14 protein-coding genes and 1 other RNA gene are annotated in these 15,458 nt (G+C 66.2%); 5 read left to right on the forward strand and 10 right to left on the reverse strand.

What is annotated here, in order from left to right:
• The first annotated feature begins 203 nt into the window (after positions 1-203).
• The gene (locus EDC22_RS13620; RefSeq protein WP_132807219.1) at positions 204-551 is read left to right on the forward strand and encodes a MarR family transcriptional regulator; all 348 of its coding nucleotides are present in this window, start codon (positions 204-206) and stop codon (positions 549-551) included.
• On the forward strand, positions 551-1,399 hold the full coding sequence (locus EDC22_RS13625; RefSeq protein WP_132807220.1) for a C40 family peptidase: 849 nt from the start codon (positions 551-553) through the stop codon (positions 1,397-1,399). Before EDC22_RS13620 ends, EDC22_RS13625 begins: the two co-directional genes overlap by 1 nt.
• 18 nt (positions 1,400-1,417) lie before the next feature.
• On the opposite strand, the gene EDC22_RS13630 is transcribed toward EDC22_RS13625, so the two are convergent.
• The 7 genes from EDC22_RS13630 to EDC22_RS13660 all read right to left on the reverse strand — a co-directional run bounded on the left by EDC22_RS13630 (position 1,418) and on the right by EDC22_RS13660 (position 10,943).
• Complete coding sequence (locus tag EDC22_RS13630; protein ID WP_132807221.1) at positions 1,418-2,359, reverse strand: 2-hydroxyacid dehydrogenase; 942 nt, start codon at positions 2,357-2,359, stop codon at positions 1,418-1,420.
• Positions 2,360-2,502: 143 nt separating this feature from the next.
• The gene (locus tag EDC22_RS13635; RefSeq protein WP_132807222.1) at positions 2,503-4,134 is read right to left on the reverse strand and encodes an ABC transporter ATP-binding protein; all 1,632 of its coding nucleotides are present in this window, start codon (positions 4,132-4,134) and stop codon (positions 2,503-2,505) included.
• 10 nt (positions 4,135-4,144) lie between these two features.
• A complete protein-coding gene (locus EDC22_RS13640) occupies positions 4,145-5,287 on the reverse strand; it encodes an ABC transporter permease (RefSeq protein ID WP_245499765.1) in 1,143 nt (380 codons plus the stop codon).
• 27 nt (positions 5,288-5,314) lie between these two features.
• Positions 5,315-6,424 (reverse strand): microcin C ABC transporter permease YejB, encoded by a 1,110-nt coding sequence (locus tag EDC22_RS13645; RefSeq protein WP_132807224.1) that lies wholly within the window; start codon positions 6,422-6,424, stop codon positions 5,315-5,317.
• Between the two features lie 3 nt (positions 6,425-6,427).
• Positions 6,428-8,281, reverse strand: coding sequence for an extracellular solute-binding protein (locus EDC22_RS13650; RefSeq protein WP_132807225.1), 1,854 nt, complete (start codon positions 8,279-8,281; stop codon positions 6,428-6,430).
• Between the two features lie 19 nt (positions 8,282-8,300).
• Positions 8,301-10,145: an extracellular solute-binding protein gene (locus EDC22_RS13655; RefSeq protein ID WP_132807226.1), complete on the reverse strand. Its 1,845-nt coding sequence runs from the start codon at positions 10,143-10,145 to the stop codon at positions 8,301-8,303.
• 180 nt (positions 10,146-10,325) lie between these two features.
• Complete coding sequence (locus EDC22_RS13660; RefSeq protein ID WP_132807227.1) at positions 10,326-10,943, reverse strand: c-type cytochrome; 618 nt, start codon at positions 10,941-10,943, stop codon at positions 10,326-10,328.
• A 160-nt stretch (positions 10,944-11,103) separates the two neighbouring features.
• Here EDC22_RS13660 and EDC22_RS13665 point away from each other — a divergent pair, with 160 nt between their 5' ends.
• Together EDC22_RS13665 and EDC22_RS13670 are read left to right on the forward strand one after the other, a co-directional pair.
• Positions 11,104-11,838: a 3-deoxy-manno-octulosonate cytidylyltransferase gene (locus tag EDC22_RS13665; RefSeq protein WP_132807228.1), complete on the forward strand. Its 735-nt coding sequence runs from the start codon at positions 11,104-11,106 to the stop codon at positions 11,836-11,838.
• A gap of 28 nt (positions 11,839-11,866) precedes the next feature.
• Positions 11,867-12,739, forward strand: coding sequence for a prephenate dehydratase (locus EDC22_RS13670; RefSeq protein ID WP_132807229.1), 873 nt, complete (start codon positions 11,867-11,869; stop codon positions 12,737-12,739).
• A gap of 205 nt (positions 12,740-12,944) precedes the next feature.
• Here the strand turns inward: EDC22_RS13670 and nudC are convergent, their stop codons facing one another.
• A complete protein-coding gene (nudC, locus tag EDC22_RS13675; protein WP_132807230.1) occupies positions 12,945-13,892 on the reverse strand; it encodes an NAD(+) diphosphatase in 948 nt (315 codons plus the stop codon).
• An 86-nt stretch (positions 13,893-13,978) separates the two neighbouring features.
• Positions 13,979-14,389, reverse strand: a complete 411-nt coding sequence (locus EDC22_RS13680) for an HIT domain-containing protein (protein ID WP_132807231.1) — start codon at positions 14,387-14,389, stop codon at positions 13,979-13,981.
• A gap of 96 nt (positions 14,390-14,485) precedes the next feature.
• Between EDC22_RS13680 and ffs the strand changes: the two genes are divergently transcribed.
• Positions 14,486-14,584: signal recognition particle sRNA small type (ffs, locus tag EDC22_RS13685), an RNA gene on the forward strand.
• A gap of 69 nt (positions 14,585-14,653) precedes the next feature.
• Here ffs and EDC22_RS13690 read toward each other — a convergent pair.
• The gene (locus EDC22_RS13690) at positions 14,654-15,262 is read right to left on the reverse strand and encodes a DUF2272 domain-containing protein (RefSeq protein ID WP_132807232.1); all 609 of its coding nucleotides are present in this window, start codon (positions 15,260-15,262) and stop codon (positions 14,654-14,656) included.
• Positions 15,263-15,458 lie beyond the last annotated feature (196 nt).

Consider the following 15,458-nt stretch of genomic DNA (forward strand, 5'->3'; position numbering starts at 1 on the left):
CACATCCGGAAGTTTCTTAGATGTTCTCGTTATTTGCTTATTTTGTTCTGAAGCGATTCGCCGCCGCAGCCGGGCTTCAGCCCGGACCGTCCGTTAACAGGCGGTATATGACGGCAGAACCGCGCGGATGTCTGGGCGCGATCGGTGCGCTGCGGCGCACCGTCATAACGGTTGCGAAACGGACCGTCGGCTATCATCCGGCCATGTCGATCCAGATCAGACCCGCGCAGGCGCTCGAACTGTGGCATAAGGTGGCGCTCGCCCTCGTCCGGAGAGGCGAGGACGACCTGTCGGCCCGGCAGATGGCGATCCTGACGACGATCTATCTCACCCCGCCGCCGCATACGGTGCGCGGCCTTGCGCAGACCCTGGGCGTGACCAAGCCGGTCATCACCCGCGCGCTCGACACGATGGGGGCACGGGGTCTCGTCGCGCGACGGCGCGACGAGACCGACCGGCGCAATGTCGTCATCCAGCGTACCGTCGAGGGCGCGCTCTTTCTGGAGTCGCTGGCCGGGCTGATCTCCGGCACGGCGGCGGAGATCGGCTGATGCGGTCGCTCGACCGGCGCCTCCATGCCTGGCGCGCCGATCTGGCCGATGCGGCGCTCAAGGGGCAGGTCGAAGCCGCGCGATTCGTCGTCGGAACCCCGGCACGGGTGAGGGTGGCCGCCGCGCCGCTGCGCCGCGAGCCGAGGCCCGACGCGCCGCTCGACACCGAGGCGCTGTACGGCGAGAGCGTGCGCATTTTCGAGGAAACGGCGGAGGGCTGGGCCTGGGTGCAGCTCGACGGCGACGGCTATGTCGGCTGGTGCCCGACGGAGGCGCTCACCCGGCCGGGTGCGCCGGCGACGCATCGGGTCGCGCGGCTGAGGACATTCGTCTATCCCGGGCCCAGCATCAAGCTGCCGCCGTCGATGCTGCTGTCGACGAATGCTCTCGTCGCCGTTCTGGATATCGAGGGGCCGTTCGCCAGAACCGAGGACGGATTCATCTGGGCCGGCCATCTCGCGCCAGTTGCGGAGCGGATGGCGGATTGGGTTGCGGTCGCCGACCGATTCGTCGGGACGCCCTATCTGTGGGGCGGCCGTACCTCGATCGGTCTCGACTGCTCGGCCCTCGTGCAGGTTGCGCTGGTCGCCGCCGGCATTGCCTGCCCGCGCGATTCCGACATGCAGGAAGCCGCATTCGGTCTCCCGACGGAAGCATTCGACTTGGATGCGCTCACCCGTGGCGATCTGATCTTCTGGAAGGGCCATGTCGCGATCGCACGCGGCGACGGCACGATCGTCCATGCCAGCGGCCACCACATGGAAACGGTGATCGAGCCGGCTGCCGCAGCGGTTGCCCGCATCGGCAAGGCCGGTTCGGCGGTGACTTCGGTCGGGCGGCCCCGGTAACCGCAGCTGGTCGGGCGCTCAGTAGCCGCGCTGGCGGTCGACGACGTTTTCGAGCGGCCGACCCGCTTCGTAGTTGGCGATCTGACGAAGGATCTCACGGCAGATCGTGTCCGGATCGCTGTCGGCGGCGACATGCGGCGTCACCGTGACCTTCTGGTGAGTCCAGAACGGGCTCGATGGCGGCAACGGCTCCTCCGCAAAGACATCGAGCGAAGCGGCGGCGAGAATGCCATCTGCGAGCGCGCGCAGGATGTCCTCCTCGACCTGGAGGCGGCCGCGTCCGGCGTTGATCAGCACCGCGCCGCCCATGTGATTGGTCCGCCGCAGGCCGGACAGCAGTCCGTAGTCGATCATCGCTTCGGTGTCCGGTGTCAGCGGCAACAACACCACCAGGATGTCCGTCTCCGTCAGGAATGGCACGAGGCCGTCGGTGCCGTGGAAGCAGGCGATATCCGGAATCTCCTTGGGCGAAGCGCTCCAGCCGGAGACCTTGAATCCAAGGCTGCGCAGCGCCTTCGCCGCGGCCCGGCCCAGCACGCCGAGACCCATAATCCCGACACCGACCGCGGCCGCCGGTGGCTGATCGAGCGGCGCCCATTGCTTGGCGCGCTGGCTTTCGTCGTAGCGACGCTGCATGCGATGATGCATCAGCACCTGCAGCACCACCCATTCCGTCATCCGCCCGGTCAGGTCGGGATCGACGATCCGGACCAGCGGTTTGCCCGGCAGCTCGGGATCGCCGAGCAGCGCGTCGACTCCAGCACCCAGCGAGAAGATCACCTCGAGATCGGGAAGCCGCGCCAGCAGCCCTTCGGGCGGCTTCCAGCACAGCGCATACCGGATACCCGCGAGATCCTCGTCGTCAGGCCACACCCGGATCGTCCGATCCGGCGCGAGCCGACGAAGCCGGTCGGCCCAGGCGCTGCGGTCCCAGCCCTGTATCGCCAGAAGCAGGCTCATCGCGGAAGGTCCGGTTGCGTGGTGCGGATCGTGGTGAAGTCCCGGCTGTACGGCATCGTCGAACGCGCTCTGTTGCACCTTCCCGTTTCAGGGGGCAAATCGGCGCCGGGCCAGGTCGGAGCCGGCGCCGCGGCGAGGCCTGGCTACTGCGCCACCACTCCCTCCGGCGCCGCCTCGATGTCGAACGCTGCCGCCATCAAGGCCTTCGTGTAGTCGGTTTGCGGGGATTCGAAGATCTGGCGGGCCGGTCCCGTCTCCACAACCTTGCCGGCACGCAGGACGATCACGTCGTTGGCCAGCGCCCGCACGACCTTGAGGTCGTGGCTTATGAACAGATAGGCCAGCCCGTAGCGCCTCTGCAGATCGCGCAGGAGGTCGACGATCTGCGCCTGCACGCTCATGTCGAGCGCACTGGTCGGCTCGTCCAGCATGACGAACTTCGGCTTGAGCACCAGCGCCCGGGCGATCGCGATGCGCTGGCGCTGGCCGCCGGAGAACTCGTGTGGATATCGGTCCATCGTCGCGGCATCGAGCCCGACGTCGGCGAGCGCCTCGGCCACGCGCTGTCGGCGTTGGCGGTAGGACAGTTCCGGCGCGTGCACCTTCAGCCCTTCGCCAACGATGTCGGCAATCGCCATGCGTGGGCTGAGCGAGCCGTAGGGATCCTGGAAGACGATCTGCATGCGGTCGCGCAGCTTGCGCATGCGGGCAAAGGAATAGCGATCGATCTCCTGGCCGAGGCAGACGATGCGGCCCTCGCTGGCGATCATCCTGAGCAGGGCGAGGCCGAGCGTCGTCTTGCCGGAACCGGACTCGCCGACGATGCCGAGCGTCTGCCCCTCGCGCACCCTGACGTCGATGCCGTCGACCGCCTTGATATGGCCGACCACCCGGCGGAACAGGCCGCGCTTGATCGGGAACCAGACCTTGATGTCGTCGCCCGCCATGATCACCGGCGCGGAAGGGTCCGACTCGGGCGGCTCGCCCTTCGGCTCGGCGGCGAGCAGATGCCGTGTGTAGGGATGCTGCGGATCGGTGAAGATGCGCTCGGTCGGCCCCTGCTCGACGATTTCCCCGTTGGTCATGACGCACACCCGGTCGGCAACCTTGCGGACGATACCGAGATCGTGGGTGATCAGCAGGATTGCCATCCCGTGACGCCGCTGCAGCTCCTTCAGGAGCTTGAGGATCTGCGCCTGCACCGTCACGTCGAGCGCTGTTGTCGGCTCGTCGGCGATCAGCAGATCCGGATCATTGGCAAGCGCCATGGCGATCATCACCCGCTGGCGCTGACCGCCGGAGAGCTGATGCGGATAGCTCTGCAGCCGGGTTTCGGGATCGGGAATGCCGACCTGGGTCAGCAGTTCGATGACCCGCTTGCGGGTGGCCGTGTCGGACAGCCCCTGATGGATCTTCAGGATCTCGCCGATCTGCCGCTCGACGGTGTGCAGCGGATTGAGCGAGGTCATCGGCTCCTGAAACACCATCGTGATGTCGTTGCCGCGCACGCGCCGCAGATCGCGGTCGTCCTCGTCGAGCAGGTTCCTGCCATTGAACAGGATCTGGCCCGAAGGATGCTCGGCGGCCGGGTAGGGCAGCAGCTTCAGGATCGACAGCGCCGTCACCGACTTGCCCGACCCGGATTCGCCGACGATCGCCAGCGTCTCGCCGCGGGCGATATCGAACGATACCCCGCGCACCGCATGGGTCACCTTGCCGGCCTGGCGGAAGTCGACGGCGAGGTTGCGGACGCAGAGGAGGGGAGGCGTGGTCATGGAGTGCCCCTCATCTGAACGTCTTCCTGGGGTCGAAGGCGTCACGCACGGCTTCCCCGACGAAGATCAGCAGGCTGAGCATGATGGCGATGACGAAGAAACCGGTCAGCCCGAGCCACGGCGCCTGCAGATTCGACTTGCCTTGTGCGAGCAGTTCGCCGAGCGACGGCGAACCCGGTGGCAGACCGAAGCCGAGGAAGTCGAGGGAGGTCAGCGTCGTGATCGAGCCGTTCAGGATGAACGGCATGAAGGTCAGCGTCGCCACCATCGCATTGGGCAGCAGGTGACGGAACATGATGGTGGTATCGCGCACGCCGAGTGCGCGTGCTGCGGCGATGTACTCGAAATTGCGTCCGCGCAGGAATTCCGCCCGTACCACTCCGACGAGCGCCACCCAGGAGAACAGCAGGAGGATGCCGAGCAGGATCCAGAAGCTCGGTTCGATCACCGCCGCAATGATGATCAGCAGGTAGAGCGAGGGGATCGACGTCCAGATTTCCAGGAACCTCTGGAAGATGAGGTCGGTCCATCCGCCGAAATAGCCCTGGACCGCGCCGGCGGTGACGCCGATTATGGAGGAGATCACGGTCAGTATCAGCCCGAACAGCACCGAGATGCGGAAGCCGTAGATGGTGCGGGCGACCACGTCGCGGGCCTGGTCGTCGGTGCCGAGCCAGTGCCAGTTGCCGAGCGTGCAGTTGACGTCGTTGACCCCGTCGGGATAGCCGGCGCACCGTTCCTCCAGGCTCATCAGCCAGAACGGCGGTGCCGGTGCCGGCACCGGGATCTCGTTGTCCACGGTCCGATACGAGTAGCGTATCGGCGGCCACAGGATCCAGCCGCCGCCCTCCCGGATCAGATCCTGGACAAAGGGATCGCGGTAATCGGCCTCCGTCTCGAAGTCGCCGCCGAAGGCTGTCTCCGGATAGAAGGTGAAGATCGGCGTGTAGTAGCTGCCGTCGTAGCGGATCAGGATCGGCTTGTCGTTGGCGAGAAACTCGGCGAACAGGCTGAGCCCGAACAGCGTAAGGAACACCCAGAACGCCCAGTAGCCGCGCCGGTGCGCCTTGAAGTTCTCGAGCCGCCGGCGGTTGATCGGCGACAGCGCGAATCGGCTGTAGGGCGGCGCGGCCGACGTCTCGTCGCGCGGCAGGGTCTCGGTAACGGCCTTCTCCACCGCTCACACCTCCCGCGTCTCGAAGTCGATGCGCGGATCGACCCAGGTGTAGGTCAGGTCGGAGATGAGGTTCACGAGCAACCCCATCAGCGAGAAGATGTAGAGGGTCGCGAACACCACGGGATAGTCGCGGTTGACGATCGATTCGAAGGACAGGAGCCCGAGCCCGTCGAGCGAGAAGATCGTCTCGATCAGGAGCGAGCCGGCGAAGAAGGCCGAGATGAATGCCCCGGGGAATCCGGCGATGATGATCAGCATGGCATTGCGGAACACGTGCCCGTAGAGCACCTGCCGCTCGGTGAGTCCCTTCATCCGCGCGGTCTGGACGTACTGCTTGCGGATCTCGTCCAGAAACGAGTTCTTGGTCAGCAGTGTCGTGGTGGCGAAGGCGCCGAGCGACATGGCGATGATTGGCAGGGTCATGTGCCAGAGATAGTCGAGGATCTTCGAGTACCAGGGCAGCTGGTGCCAGTTGTCGGAGACCAGACCGCGCAGCGGGAACCAGTCGAGGAAGCTGCCGCCCGCGAACAGGACGATGAGCAGGACCGCGAACAGGAAGCCGGGGATGGCGTAACCGATGATGACGATGGCACTGGTCCATGTGTCGAATCGGCTGCCGTCGCGCACCGCCTTGCTGATGCCCAGCGGGATCGAGACCATGTATGAGATCAGCGTCATCCACAGGCCGAGCGAGATCGACACCGGCAGCTTCTCGATGATCAGGTCGATGACCGAGATGTCGCGGAAGTAGCTCTGGCCGAAGTCGAACCGGATGTAGTTCCACAGCATCATGCCGAAGCGCTCGTAGGCCGGCTTGTCGAAGCCGTACTGGCGCTCGAGCTGGCGGATGAACTCCGGATCGAGACCCTGGGCGCCGCGATAGGTCGACTGGACGGAATCGGCGGCTCCGGCGGCGGCGCCCGGTCCGCCGATGTCGCCGCCGGCGCCACCGCCGATGCGGGCGGTCGCCGCGACATCCGTGCCCTGCAGCTGGGCGATCACGCGCTCGATCGGGCCGCCGGGCGCGAACTGCACGATGACGAAGGAAACCAGCATGATCCCGAACACCGTCGGGATCATCAGCAACAGGCGTCGCAGGATGTATGCGCCCATCCGTCAGTCTCCCAGTCCCAGGGCCCGGGCGCGCTCGGCATCAACCCACCAGGTCTGCAGTACGCCGAGCCCATAGGTCGGCTTCTGCTCCGGCCGTTCATAGATGTTCCAGCAGGCGATATTGTGTTCGGCCTTGTACCAGTGCGGGATCCAGTAGCGACCGGCCCTCAGGACCCGGTCCAGCGCGCGGGCGGCCGTCACCATTTCCGCGCGCGTTCCCGCATTGATGACCGCATCGGTCAGCGCGTCTATGGCCGGGCTGCGGATGCCGGACAGGTTGCGTGAGCCCTCGACCTCGGCCATCGAGCTCGCCCAGAACTGCTTGATGGCTTCGCCCGGCGTCGGCGACAGGGAATAGCGCTGCGGCACGATATCGAAATCGAAGGAATTCATGCGGCTCTGGAACTGTGCCGGGTCGACGGTGCGCGAAATGGCGTCGATGCCGAGCAGGCGCAGATTGCGTATATAGGGCTGGACGATTCGCTCGAACGAGGGATCCCGGTCGAGGAACTCGATGCGCATCACCTCGCCGTCGGCGTTTCTCAGAACGCCCTGCTCGACGGTCCATCCGGCCTCGCGCAGCAGCCAGGCCGCCTGGCGCAGCAGCCGTCGGTCCTGACCCGATCCGTCCGAGACGGGCGGCGAATACGGCTCGCCGAACACCTCGTCGGGAACTTCGCCGCGCCACGGCTCCAGCAGGGCGAGCTCCGCTGCGTCCGGAAGCCCCTCGGCCATCATGTCCGATTTCTGGAAGAAGCTGTGGGTGCGCTTGTAGAGGCCGAAGAACAGCGTGCGGTTGGTCCACTCGAAATCGAAGGCGCAGATCAGCGCCTCGCGAACCCGCGGATCGGCGAACTTTGCCCGGCGGGTATTGATGAACCACCCCTGGGCCCCCGAAGGGGTGTCGTCGGGCAGCGTGATCCGCACCACCCGTCCGTCGGCGACCGCCGGGAAATCATATCCCGTCGACCAGGTTCGCGCGGTGAACTCCTCCCGGAACAGGTACTGGCCGGCCTTGAACGCTTCGAAGGCGACGTCACGGTCGCGGTAGAACTCGAAGCGGATGATGCGGAAATTGTGCTGGCCGCGCACGACCGGGAGATCTGCCGCCCAGTAGTCCTCGACCCGCTCGTACTCGATGAATCGTCCGGCGCCGAAGCGACCGACCTTGTAGGGGCCCGAGGCCATCGGCGGCTCCATGGTCGTCGCGTCGAACGGGCGGCTCTGGTAGTATGCCTTGGAGATGATCGGCAGGCCGGCCACGGTGAAGGCGAGATCGCGCGATTGCCGGCCTGAGAAGCGGACCTCCACCTCCGAGGCCCCGATCGCCTCGGCCGCCTCCATCTCGCGGATGGTCTGGCTGATGATCGGATGGCCCTGTGCCTTAAGTGTCGTCAGGGAGAAGGCGACATCCTCTGCCGTCAGCGCCGTCCCGTCGTGCCAGCGCGCTTCGGGGCGCAGATGGAAGCGATAGGTGTTCCCGTCCGCCGATATCTCGACGCTTTCCGCCACGAGACCGTACATCGCGTCCGGCTCGTCGAGCGCACGCACCATCAGGCTGTCGAAGATCATGTCGAGGCCGACCGGAGCATCGCCGCGCAGGATCAGCGTATTGAGCGAGTTGAAGGTCTGCGGGTTCTGATTGAAGGCCCAACTCGACGGTACCAGCGACAGCACACCGCCCTTTGGCGCATCTGGATTGACATAATCGAAGGCGGTGAATCCCTCCGGGTACTTCAGGTCTCCGAACACCGACATGCCGTGCCGCCGTCCGGTGGCGGCTGTCGACCGGCACGGCAGCAGCGGCGACAGGCACACGGCGGCACCCGCCGTCAGCACGTCACGACGGGACAGCATCGGATGCGTCCCCGTCAAGTCAGGACCCCCGGCGGATGCTGGCGGCTTTCTCTGCATCCCACCACCAGGTCGAGGTGGTGAAGCCGTAGTCCGGCGAGATCTCGGGCAGGCCGAAGCGGTTCCACCGGGCGGTGCGGATGTCGGGGCTGTAGAATTGTGGCACCACATAGTGGTTCCACAGCAGCACCCGGTCGAGCGCGCGGCTCGCGGCGACGAGGCTTTCGCGGTCCTCGGCGAAGACGATCTTGTCGATCAGGAAATCCACCGCCGGATTCTTGATGCCGATAACGTTGCGGCTCCCAACCGCGTCGGCGGCATCCGAACCCCAGAAGTCGCGCTGCTCGTTGCCCGGCGACAGGGACTGGGGAAACACCGCGGTGATGATGTCGAAGTCAAAATTGTCGACGCGGTTGCGATACTGCGACGTATCGACCGTGCGGATCGTGGCGCGGATGCCGAGTCGGGCGAGCTGCTGGACGTAGGGCGCAAGAATGCGCTCCGAATCGGGCTGGTCATTCAGGAACTCCACCTCGAACGGCTCTCCGGTCTGGGTGTTGACCAGCCGGCCGTCACGGATCTCCCAGCCTGCCTCGCGCAGGAGCTGCGTCGCAATGCGCAGGTTCTCGCGCACCTTGCGCTGATCGCCGCCGACCGGATTCCGGAATTCCGTGGTGAACACCTCCGGCGGCACCATGTCGCGGATCTCCTCGAGCAGAGCCAGTTCACGTCCTTCCGGCAGCCCGGTTGCGGCAAGCTCGGAGTTCTCGAAGAAGCTGTTGGTGCGCTCGTACTGGCCGTAGAAGATGTTGGCGTTGAGCCATTCGAAATCGAAGGCGTAGTTGAAGGCCTGGCGGACCCGCGGATCCTGGAATTTCGGGCGCCGCAGGTTGAAGGCGAAGGCCTGCATCGGCTCGGCGTTGGCGGTACGGAAGGTCTGCAGGATGACGTCGCCGCGCCGCGCCGCCGGGAAATCGTAGCCCGTCGCCCAGCGCCGGGCGCTGTTCTCGACACGGAAATCGAACTGGTCGGCCTTGAAAGCCTCCAGCGCCACCGTCGTGTCGCGGAAGTACTCGAACCGCATCTCGTCGAAATTATGCTGGCCGGCATTGACGGGCAGATCGGCCGCCCAGTAGTCGGGCACGCGCTCGTAGGTGATGGTGCGTCCGGGCTGGACCTCCTTGATCCGGTAGGGGCCGGACCCCAGTGGCGGCTCCAGTGTCGAGGCGGTGAAATCGCGCTGACGACCCTGGGCGTCGGTGCCTTCCCAGTAGTGTTTCGGCAGGATGTAGAGCTGGCCGGTGATCTGCGGCAGTTCGCGGTTTCCGGTCTGGTCGAATCGGAATGTCACCTCCCGTTCGCCCGTCGCCTCGGCGGAAACGATATTGCGGTAGTAGGCATTGAAGAACGGATGTGATCTCTTCAGGGTGTCGAGACTCCAGATCACGTCATCGACGGTGATCGGCTGGCCGTCGTGCCAGCGTGCCTTGGGGTTGAGCCGGTAGGTGACCGACGAGTAGTCGTCAGGGTACTTCACCGCCTCGGCGATCAGCCCGTACTCGGAACTCGGCTCGTCCAGCGCGTTCGACAGCAGCGTGTCGTAGAGAAGGCCGGTGCCGGCCGCGGGAGTGCCCTTCAGGTTGAACGGGTTGAGCGTGTCGAAGGTGCCGACCGTCGCCTGCCGGAACACGCCGCCCTTCGGCGCGTCCGGATTGACGTAGTCGAAATGGGTGAAGTCGGGCGGATACTTCACCTCGCCGAACAGCGACAGCCCGTGCTTCCAGCCGTCGTCCTGCGCGACCGCAGCGGTCGCTGTCAGCAGTCCGATCGCCAGTGCGGCGGTCACGCGGCGGATGATGGTCGGCATCTTGCTCGTGCCCCTCGTGTCTGGAAGTTCGCCCTTAATCTAGCGACTTTCCGAAGGGAAGCACGCAAGTGACCGAAATTTAATCCGATGAAGCCGGCGCCGGAACGACAGCGCCCGCCGCGACGTCGTCGGGCGGGCGCACCTTCGCCACGGTCGATCCGTCCCTTGGGCGGTCGCCGGCTACTGGGTCGTGGGCGGCGCGGCGGTCTCGGCTGCCGCCGGCGCCCCGCCCGAACCTGCCGCGTCGTCGGCCGCGGGGAACGGAACCGGGTTGGAGGACAGCGTCTGGAGGTAGGCGAGCAGATCGGCCCGCTCGTCGGCGCGGCGCAGCCCCGCGAAGGCCATCGCGGTTCCCGGCATGAACTCGCGCGGATTGGCGAGGAAGTGGTCCAGGTTCTCGTAGGTCCAGGTGTTGCCTTCGGCGTTCACGTGCTCCCGCATCGCGGCGGAATAGGAAAAGCCTTCATGCGATGCGATGGTTCGGCCGACAATCTCCCACAGGTTCGGGCCGACCTTGTTGGCACCGCCCTCGTCGAAGGTGTGGCAGGCGACGCACTTGCGGGCCTGAGCCTCGCCGCGCTGGACGTCGGCTGAGGCGAGCAGCACGCCGAGCGGAACGACCTCCTCGGCCTCGGCTTCGGCCTCGCCGGCCTCTTCCTCTGCAACGGCAACCTCATAGCCGGGCTTCTCGGGGGTGTGCGCCGTGTAGAGCTCTTCGGCCAGGATGCTGACCCCGAGGGTCACGAGCAGGGTGAGCAGGATGGCCCCTGCGAACTTGTTGAATTCGAAACTGTCCATTCGCCGGCCGCTCCAGGCTCTTCTGCATCTCGGGGAGCGCCCCCTCGAGGGGGCGCGAGGGTATGGAAAGCTGGGCAACTGATACTCGCAATTGCCGGAAAAACGCAACATCTATAAAGGAGCCGGCGCGGCTATTCCGCCGCCTCGACGGAAGGTTCGCATGCCGGCTCTCGTCCTCATTCCCGCCCGCATGGCCTCGCAGCGGCTGCCGGGCAAGCCGCTTGCGGACATCTGCGGCAAGCCGATGATCGTGCACGTCATGGAACGGGCGGCGGCAGCGGCGATCGGTCCGGTGCATGTCGCCACCGACAGTGCCGAGATCGCCGCCGCGGTGACCGCGGCCGGCGGGTCCGCCGTACTGACCCGGCCCGACCATCCCTCGGGTTCCGACCGCATCGACGAGGCGCTCGGCCGCCTCGACGCCGCGGGAAACGTCGATGTCGTGGTCAATGTCCAGGGTGACCTGCCGACGGTCGATCCGGCGATCATCCGGGCCGCTTACGCGCTGATGTCCGACCCGGCAGTGGACCTCGGCACGCTGTGTACCGAGATCGTGCGTGAGGAGGAGCGCGACAATCCGAACGTGGTCAAGCTGATCGGCACCGAGGTGGAGCCCGGCCGGATGCGCGCCCTCTACTTCACCCGCGCCACGGCGCCGTGGGGGCCGGGACCGCTCTACCATCACATCGGACTCTATGCGTGGCGGCGCGACGCTCTGTCGCGCTTCGTGGGGCTGCCGCCCTCGCCGCTGGAGACCCGCGAGAAGCTCGAGCAGCTGAGGGCGCTGGAGGCCGGAATGCGAATCGATGCGGCCCGCGTTGACACCGTTCCGCTCGGTGTCGATACTCCGGCCGATCTTGAGCGGGCGCGTGCGCTGCTCTCGGCAGGGCGCTGATTTCCCATACTTTGCAGGATGTTGTGAGATGACGAGCCGACCCCGGCGGATCGTGTTCCAGGGCGAGCCCGGCGCCAATTCGCACATGGCGTGCCGCGACGTGTATCCCGATCACGAGGCGGTCCCGTGTGCGACCTTCGAGGACGCTTTCCAGGCTGTTGCGGACGGGACCGCGGCGCTGGGCATGATCCCGATCGAGAACTCGATCGCCGGACGGGTGGCCGACATCCATCACCTGATGCCGACGTCGCAGCTGCATATCATCGGCGAGTATTTCCTGCCGCTGCACCACTATCTGGTGGCGCCGGTCGGGGCGAGCCTCGACACGATCAAGACCGTTCACAGCCACATCATGGCGCTCGGCCAGTGCCGCAAGACGATCCGGCGTCTCGGGCTGAAGGCGGAAATCCACGCCGATACCGCCGGGGCGGCGCGAATGGTCGCCGAGGCAGGCGATCCGACCCGCGCGGCGATCTCGTCGCGGCTGGCGGCCGAGATCTACGGGTTGGAGGTGCTGGCCTCGGAAATCGAGGACGAGGACCACAACACCACCCGCTTCGTCGTCCTGTCGAAGGAGAAGGCGTGGGCGGCCCGCGGCATCGGGCCGATCATCACCAGCTTCATCTTCCGGGTGCGCAATGTCCCTGCCGCGCTCTACAAGGCGCTCGGCGGCTTCGCCACCAATGGCATCAACATGACCAAGCTGGAATCCTACCAGCTCGAGGGCGAGTTCTTCGCCACCCAGTTCTTTGCCGATGTCGAGGGGCATCCCGACGATCCGGCGCTGCGCAACGCATTCGAGGAACTCGAGTTCTTTACCCGCGAGTTCCGCATCCTCGGGGTCTACCGGGCGAGCCCGTTCCGCGAAAACATCAAGGAACCGAGGGTGGTGGGCAAATAGGCTCGCGGCCCGTCGACGAGTGTCCTCCCGGACATGCTCCATCGGTCATGTCATCCCGACCGGTGGGGCGGCCGAAGAGCCGGGATCGGGACGCTTTGCAGGCGTCGCCATGCCCTCCCGATCCCGAATCGGCCCGCAGTCCGTCCGGGATGGCGGCGATCGTTCCGTCGGTCGGATCGGCGCACGCACCCCGTATCCTGGGGCGTCACAATACCTGTTCGCCCTCGACGAAGCTCTTCAGCAGCTGGTGGGCGATCGCCATCCGCGGTGGCGCCCCGACCCCGTCCGGATGGGTTCCGGCCAGTATCGCGACGACCTCCTCTCGGCTGAACCAGCGCCCGGCTTCGAGCTCAGAGGTGTCGAGCACGATCTCGCGACCGAGTGCCTCGGCCCAGCAGCCGATCATCAGCGAGGAGGGAAACGGCCAGGGCTGGCTGGAATGATACCCGACCCGGCCGACCGGGATGCCCACCTCCTCGCGCACCTCGCGGCGAACCGCCTCCTCGATCGTCTCACCCGGTTCGATGAACCCGGCCAGCGCGGAGAACATGCCGGGCAGGAAACGGGGGCTGCGGGCGAGGATACAATCCTCCCCATCGACGACCAGCATGATCACGACGGGGTCGGTGCGGGGAAAGTGCTGGGCTCCGCAGGCCGGGCAGTCGCGGCGGTAGCCGGCTTCCGAGGCAGTCGTCGCTGCCCCGCATTTTGCGCAGTAGCGATGCCGGGCGTGCCAGTCGAGCAGGCTCTTGGCCTGGGCGATGGGGCCGAGCATGCGCGGCGGCACAACCCCCTGCACCGCGATCGAGCGCACGTCGATCGCCCTGAGCTCGTTGCTGCCGAAGCTTGCTTCGCCCGCCTGCTCCTCGGCGGAGAGGGCGGTCACGGGCGCAGCGAACACCGCGACATCGCCATCGAGCCCGAGAAAGATCGCCCGCGAGCGGTCCGCCCGCAGCGCCTCCGCTGCCCCCGCATCGAAGATCGGGTCGGGCGCGTTGCCGTTCGCCACGCTGAACAGCGGCCGGTCCCCGTCGAACAGGATGTAGCGGCCGCTTGCCTGGGCAGCGGCCACCCAGGCGGTGTCGGACCGCCTGTGGGCGGCCCGGTCGAGCAAGCTCTCACTGTACCCGGTGCGACGGCTTCGTTCGTGCATTGGCCGTGATTCCCTCCTGCCGTTGGCGCGCGACGGTCGCATGGCCACGCAGGGGCGGCAAGGCGGCGATCGCGGGGCAGGGAGGCTCAGGTCAGGCGATCGGCCAGCCGCTCGATCAGCTCGCCACGTTCGTCCGCCCCATAGGCCCGCCGCGGCGCCGCGCCCCAGACCGGTCCCGGCCAGGCCGGATCGGTGCGGAACCGGGCAATGACGTGGACGTGCAGCTGCGGTACCTGGTTGCCCAGCGCCGCGATATTGAGCTTTTCGGCGCCGACCGTTGCGCGCAGGGCCTCGCCGGCACGGGCGATCTCGTCGATCAGCCTGTGGCGGGTCGCGTTGTCGAGGTCGAAGATCTCGATGACGTCGGCGAGCCGCGGCACCAGGATCAGCCACGGATAGGCCGCGTCGTTCATCAGCCGCACATCGCACAGGTCGAGCGCTGCGACGAACACGCTGTCGGCTTCGAGACGGGGATCGAGGCGAAACTGTCTGCTCATCGGCGCGCGCTCCCAGGACCGTGCTGCGCCGGACAATAGCAGAAGCCGCGCATGCGGGGTTGCGTGCACGCCATCAACGTCCGATATAATCGCTCCGGGAGGCTGGCGGCGGACGAGCCGCTCGCCAACCGGGTCAGGTCCGGAAGGAAGCAGCCCCAACGAGTCCTGGTTCGGGTTGTCGACCAGCCTCCCACTTCCGCGATCCGATTGCCACCGGGCCCGCCGCCGCCGGCTGGATCAGGCCTGTCGCAACGGGCCCGGCCGTCACATGCGGCACTCGAGGACGGCGATCCAGGGATAGGTCTTGCCGCCGGCCGTCAGCGGCTCGAGGTACCCTTCCGGTGTCAACGCCAGGCGCTTCCGTTGCACCGAGTCCGACAAGTTGCCGCCGACTGCCGCAGCATGACCATCGCTTATATCGACAATGATGTCGCCATGTGACGGGTAGAAGCTGTCGGCGACATACTGCATGCGGGCCATGTCATACGTGTATTGCTTGGCATAGAGCCGGCCGGCGCAAACAATGTCACCCACCCTGGGTGTGTAGGACTCGGGCCGTCGCGCGACATATCCGAAGCTGGACGAGGCCTTCTCCGCCGCATCCATTGCCCTTGCGACGTAATGACAATGCGCTTGGGTGTACATGAACCGGTCTCCGGCCCCCGCCGTCTTGACGCAGAACGACACGAAGGCCGCCGACCAGGCCGGGCGAATGCCCCCGACCGTCGTCTTCCCGTCCAGGTGATTGATCCCGATGGCTTTCCAATACTCCCCGACATAGGCCGCGAAGGGATCATTGTACTCCTTTCCGTTGGCAAATCGGGTCAGCTCGTCAAGGCACGCTTGGCGCAGGCGGGACGTGAATTTCGACATGATGCAAACCTCCGATTATGACGCAAGGAAATATCTCGTATGAGTAGAATATCGGCAAGAGACTCTCGCTCTGCGTGCATGTCCTGCGCAATGTGTGGCGACGATGGCGAGCGGATCGATCAGCGCCCCTTGCCGGGACAGGCGAAGGGTGTAGGGTCGGACGCGACGCACGACTTCCGGATACCGAGCATCGTAC

Origin of the sequence: Tepidamorphus gemmatus, assembly GCF_004346195.1 — a bacterium.
Classification (GTDB): Bacteria; Pseudomonadota; Alphaproteobacteria; order Rhizobiales; family Tepidamorphaceae; genus Tepidamorphus; species Tepidamorphus gemmatus.

What these genes read in the sequence shown, in the direction of transcription:
- EDC22_RS13620 (WP_132807219.1), top strand. Translation starts at nt 204, where the DNA reads ATGTCGATCCAGATCAGACCCGCGCAGGCGCTCGAACTGTGGCATAAG.
- EDC22_RS13625 (WP_132807220.1), top strand. Translation starts at nt 551, where the DNA reads ATGCGGTCGCTCGACCGGCGCCTCCATGCCTGGCGCGCCGATCTGGCC.
- EDC22_RS13630 (WP_132807221.1), bottom strand. Translation starts at nt 2,359, where the DNA reads ATGAGCCTGCTTCTGGCGATACAGGGCTGGGACCGCAGCGCCTGGGCC.
- EDC22_RS13635 (WP_132807222.1), bottom strand. Translation starts at nt 4,134, where the DNA reads ATGACCACGCCTCCCCTCCTCTGCGTCCGCAACCTCGCCGTCGACTTC.
- EDC22_RS13645 (WP_132807224.1), bottom strand. Translation starts at nt 6,424, where the DNA reads ATGGGCGCATACATCCTGCGACGCCTGTTGCTGATGATCCCGACGGTG.
- EDC22_RS13650 (WP_132807225.1), bottom strand. Translation starts at nt 8,281, where the DNA reads ATGCTGTCCCGTCGTGACGTGCTGACGGCGGGTGCCGCCGTGTGCCTG.
- EDC22_RS13655 (WP_132807226.1), bottom strand. Translation starts at nt 10,145, where the DNA reads ATGCCGACCATCATCCGCCGCGTGACCGCCGCACTGGCGATCGGACTG.
- EDC22_RS13660 (WP_132807227.1), bottom strand. Translation starts at nt 10,943, where the DNA reads ATGGACAGTTTCGAATTCAACAAGTTCGCAGGGGCCATCCTGCTCACC.
- EDC22_RS13665 (WP_132807228.1), top strand. Translation starts at nt 11,104, where the DNA reads ATGCCGGCTCTCGTCCTCATTCCCGCCCGCATGGCCTCGCAGCGGCTG.
- EDC22_RS13670 (WP_132807229.1), top strand. Translation starts at nt 11,867, where the DNA reads ATGACGAGCCGACCCCGGCGGATCGTGTTCCAGGGCGAGCCCGGCGCC.
- nudC (WP_132807230.1), bottom strand. Translation starts at nt 13,892, where the DNA reads ATGCACGAACGAAGCCGTCGCACCGGGTACAGTGAGAGCTTGCTCGAC.
- EDC22_RS13680 (WP_132807231.1), bottom strand. Translation starts at nt 14,389, where the DNA reads ATGAGCAGACAGTTTCGCCTCGATCCCCGTCTCGAAGCCGACAGCGTG.
- EDC22_RS13690 (WP_132807232.1), bottom strand. Translation starts at nt 15,262, where the DNA reads ATGTCGAAATTCACGTCCCGCCTGCGCCAAGCGTGCCTTGACGAGCTG.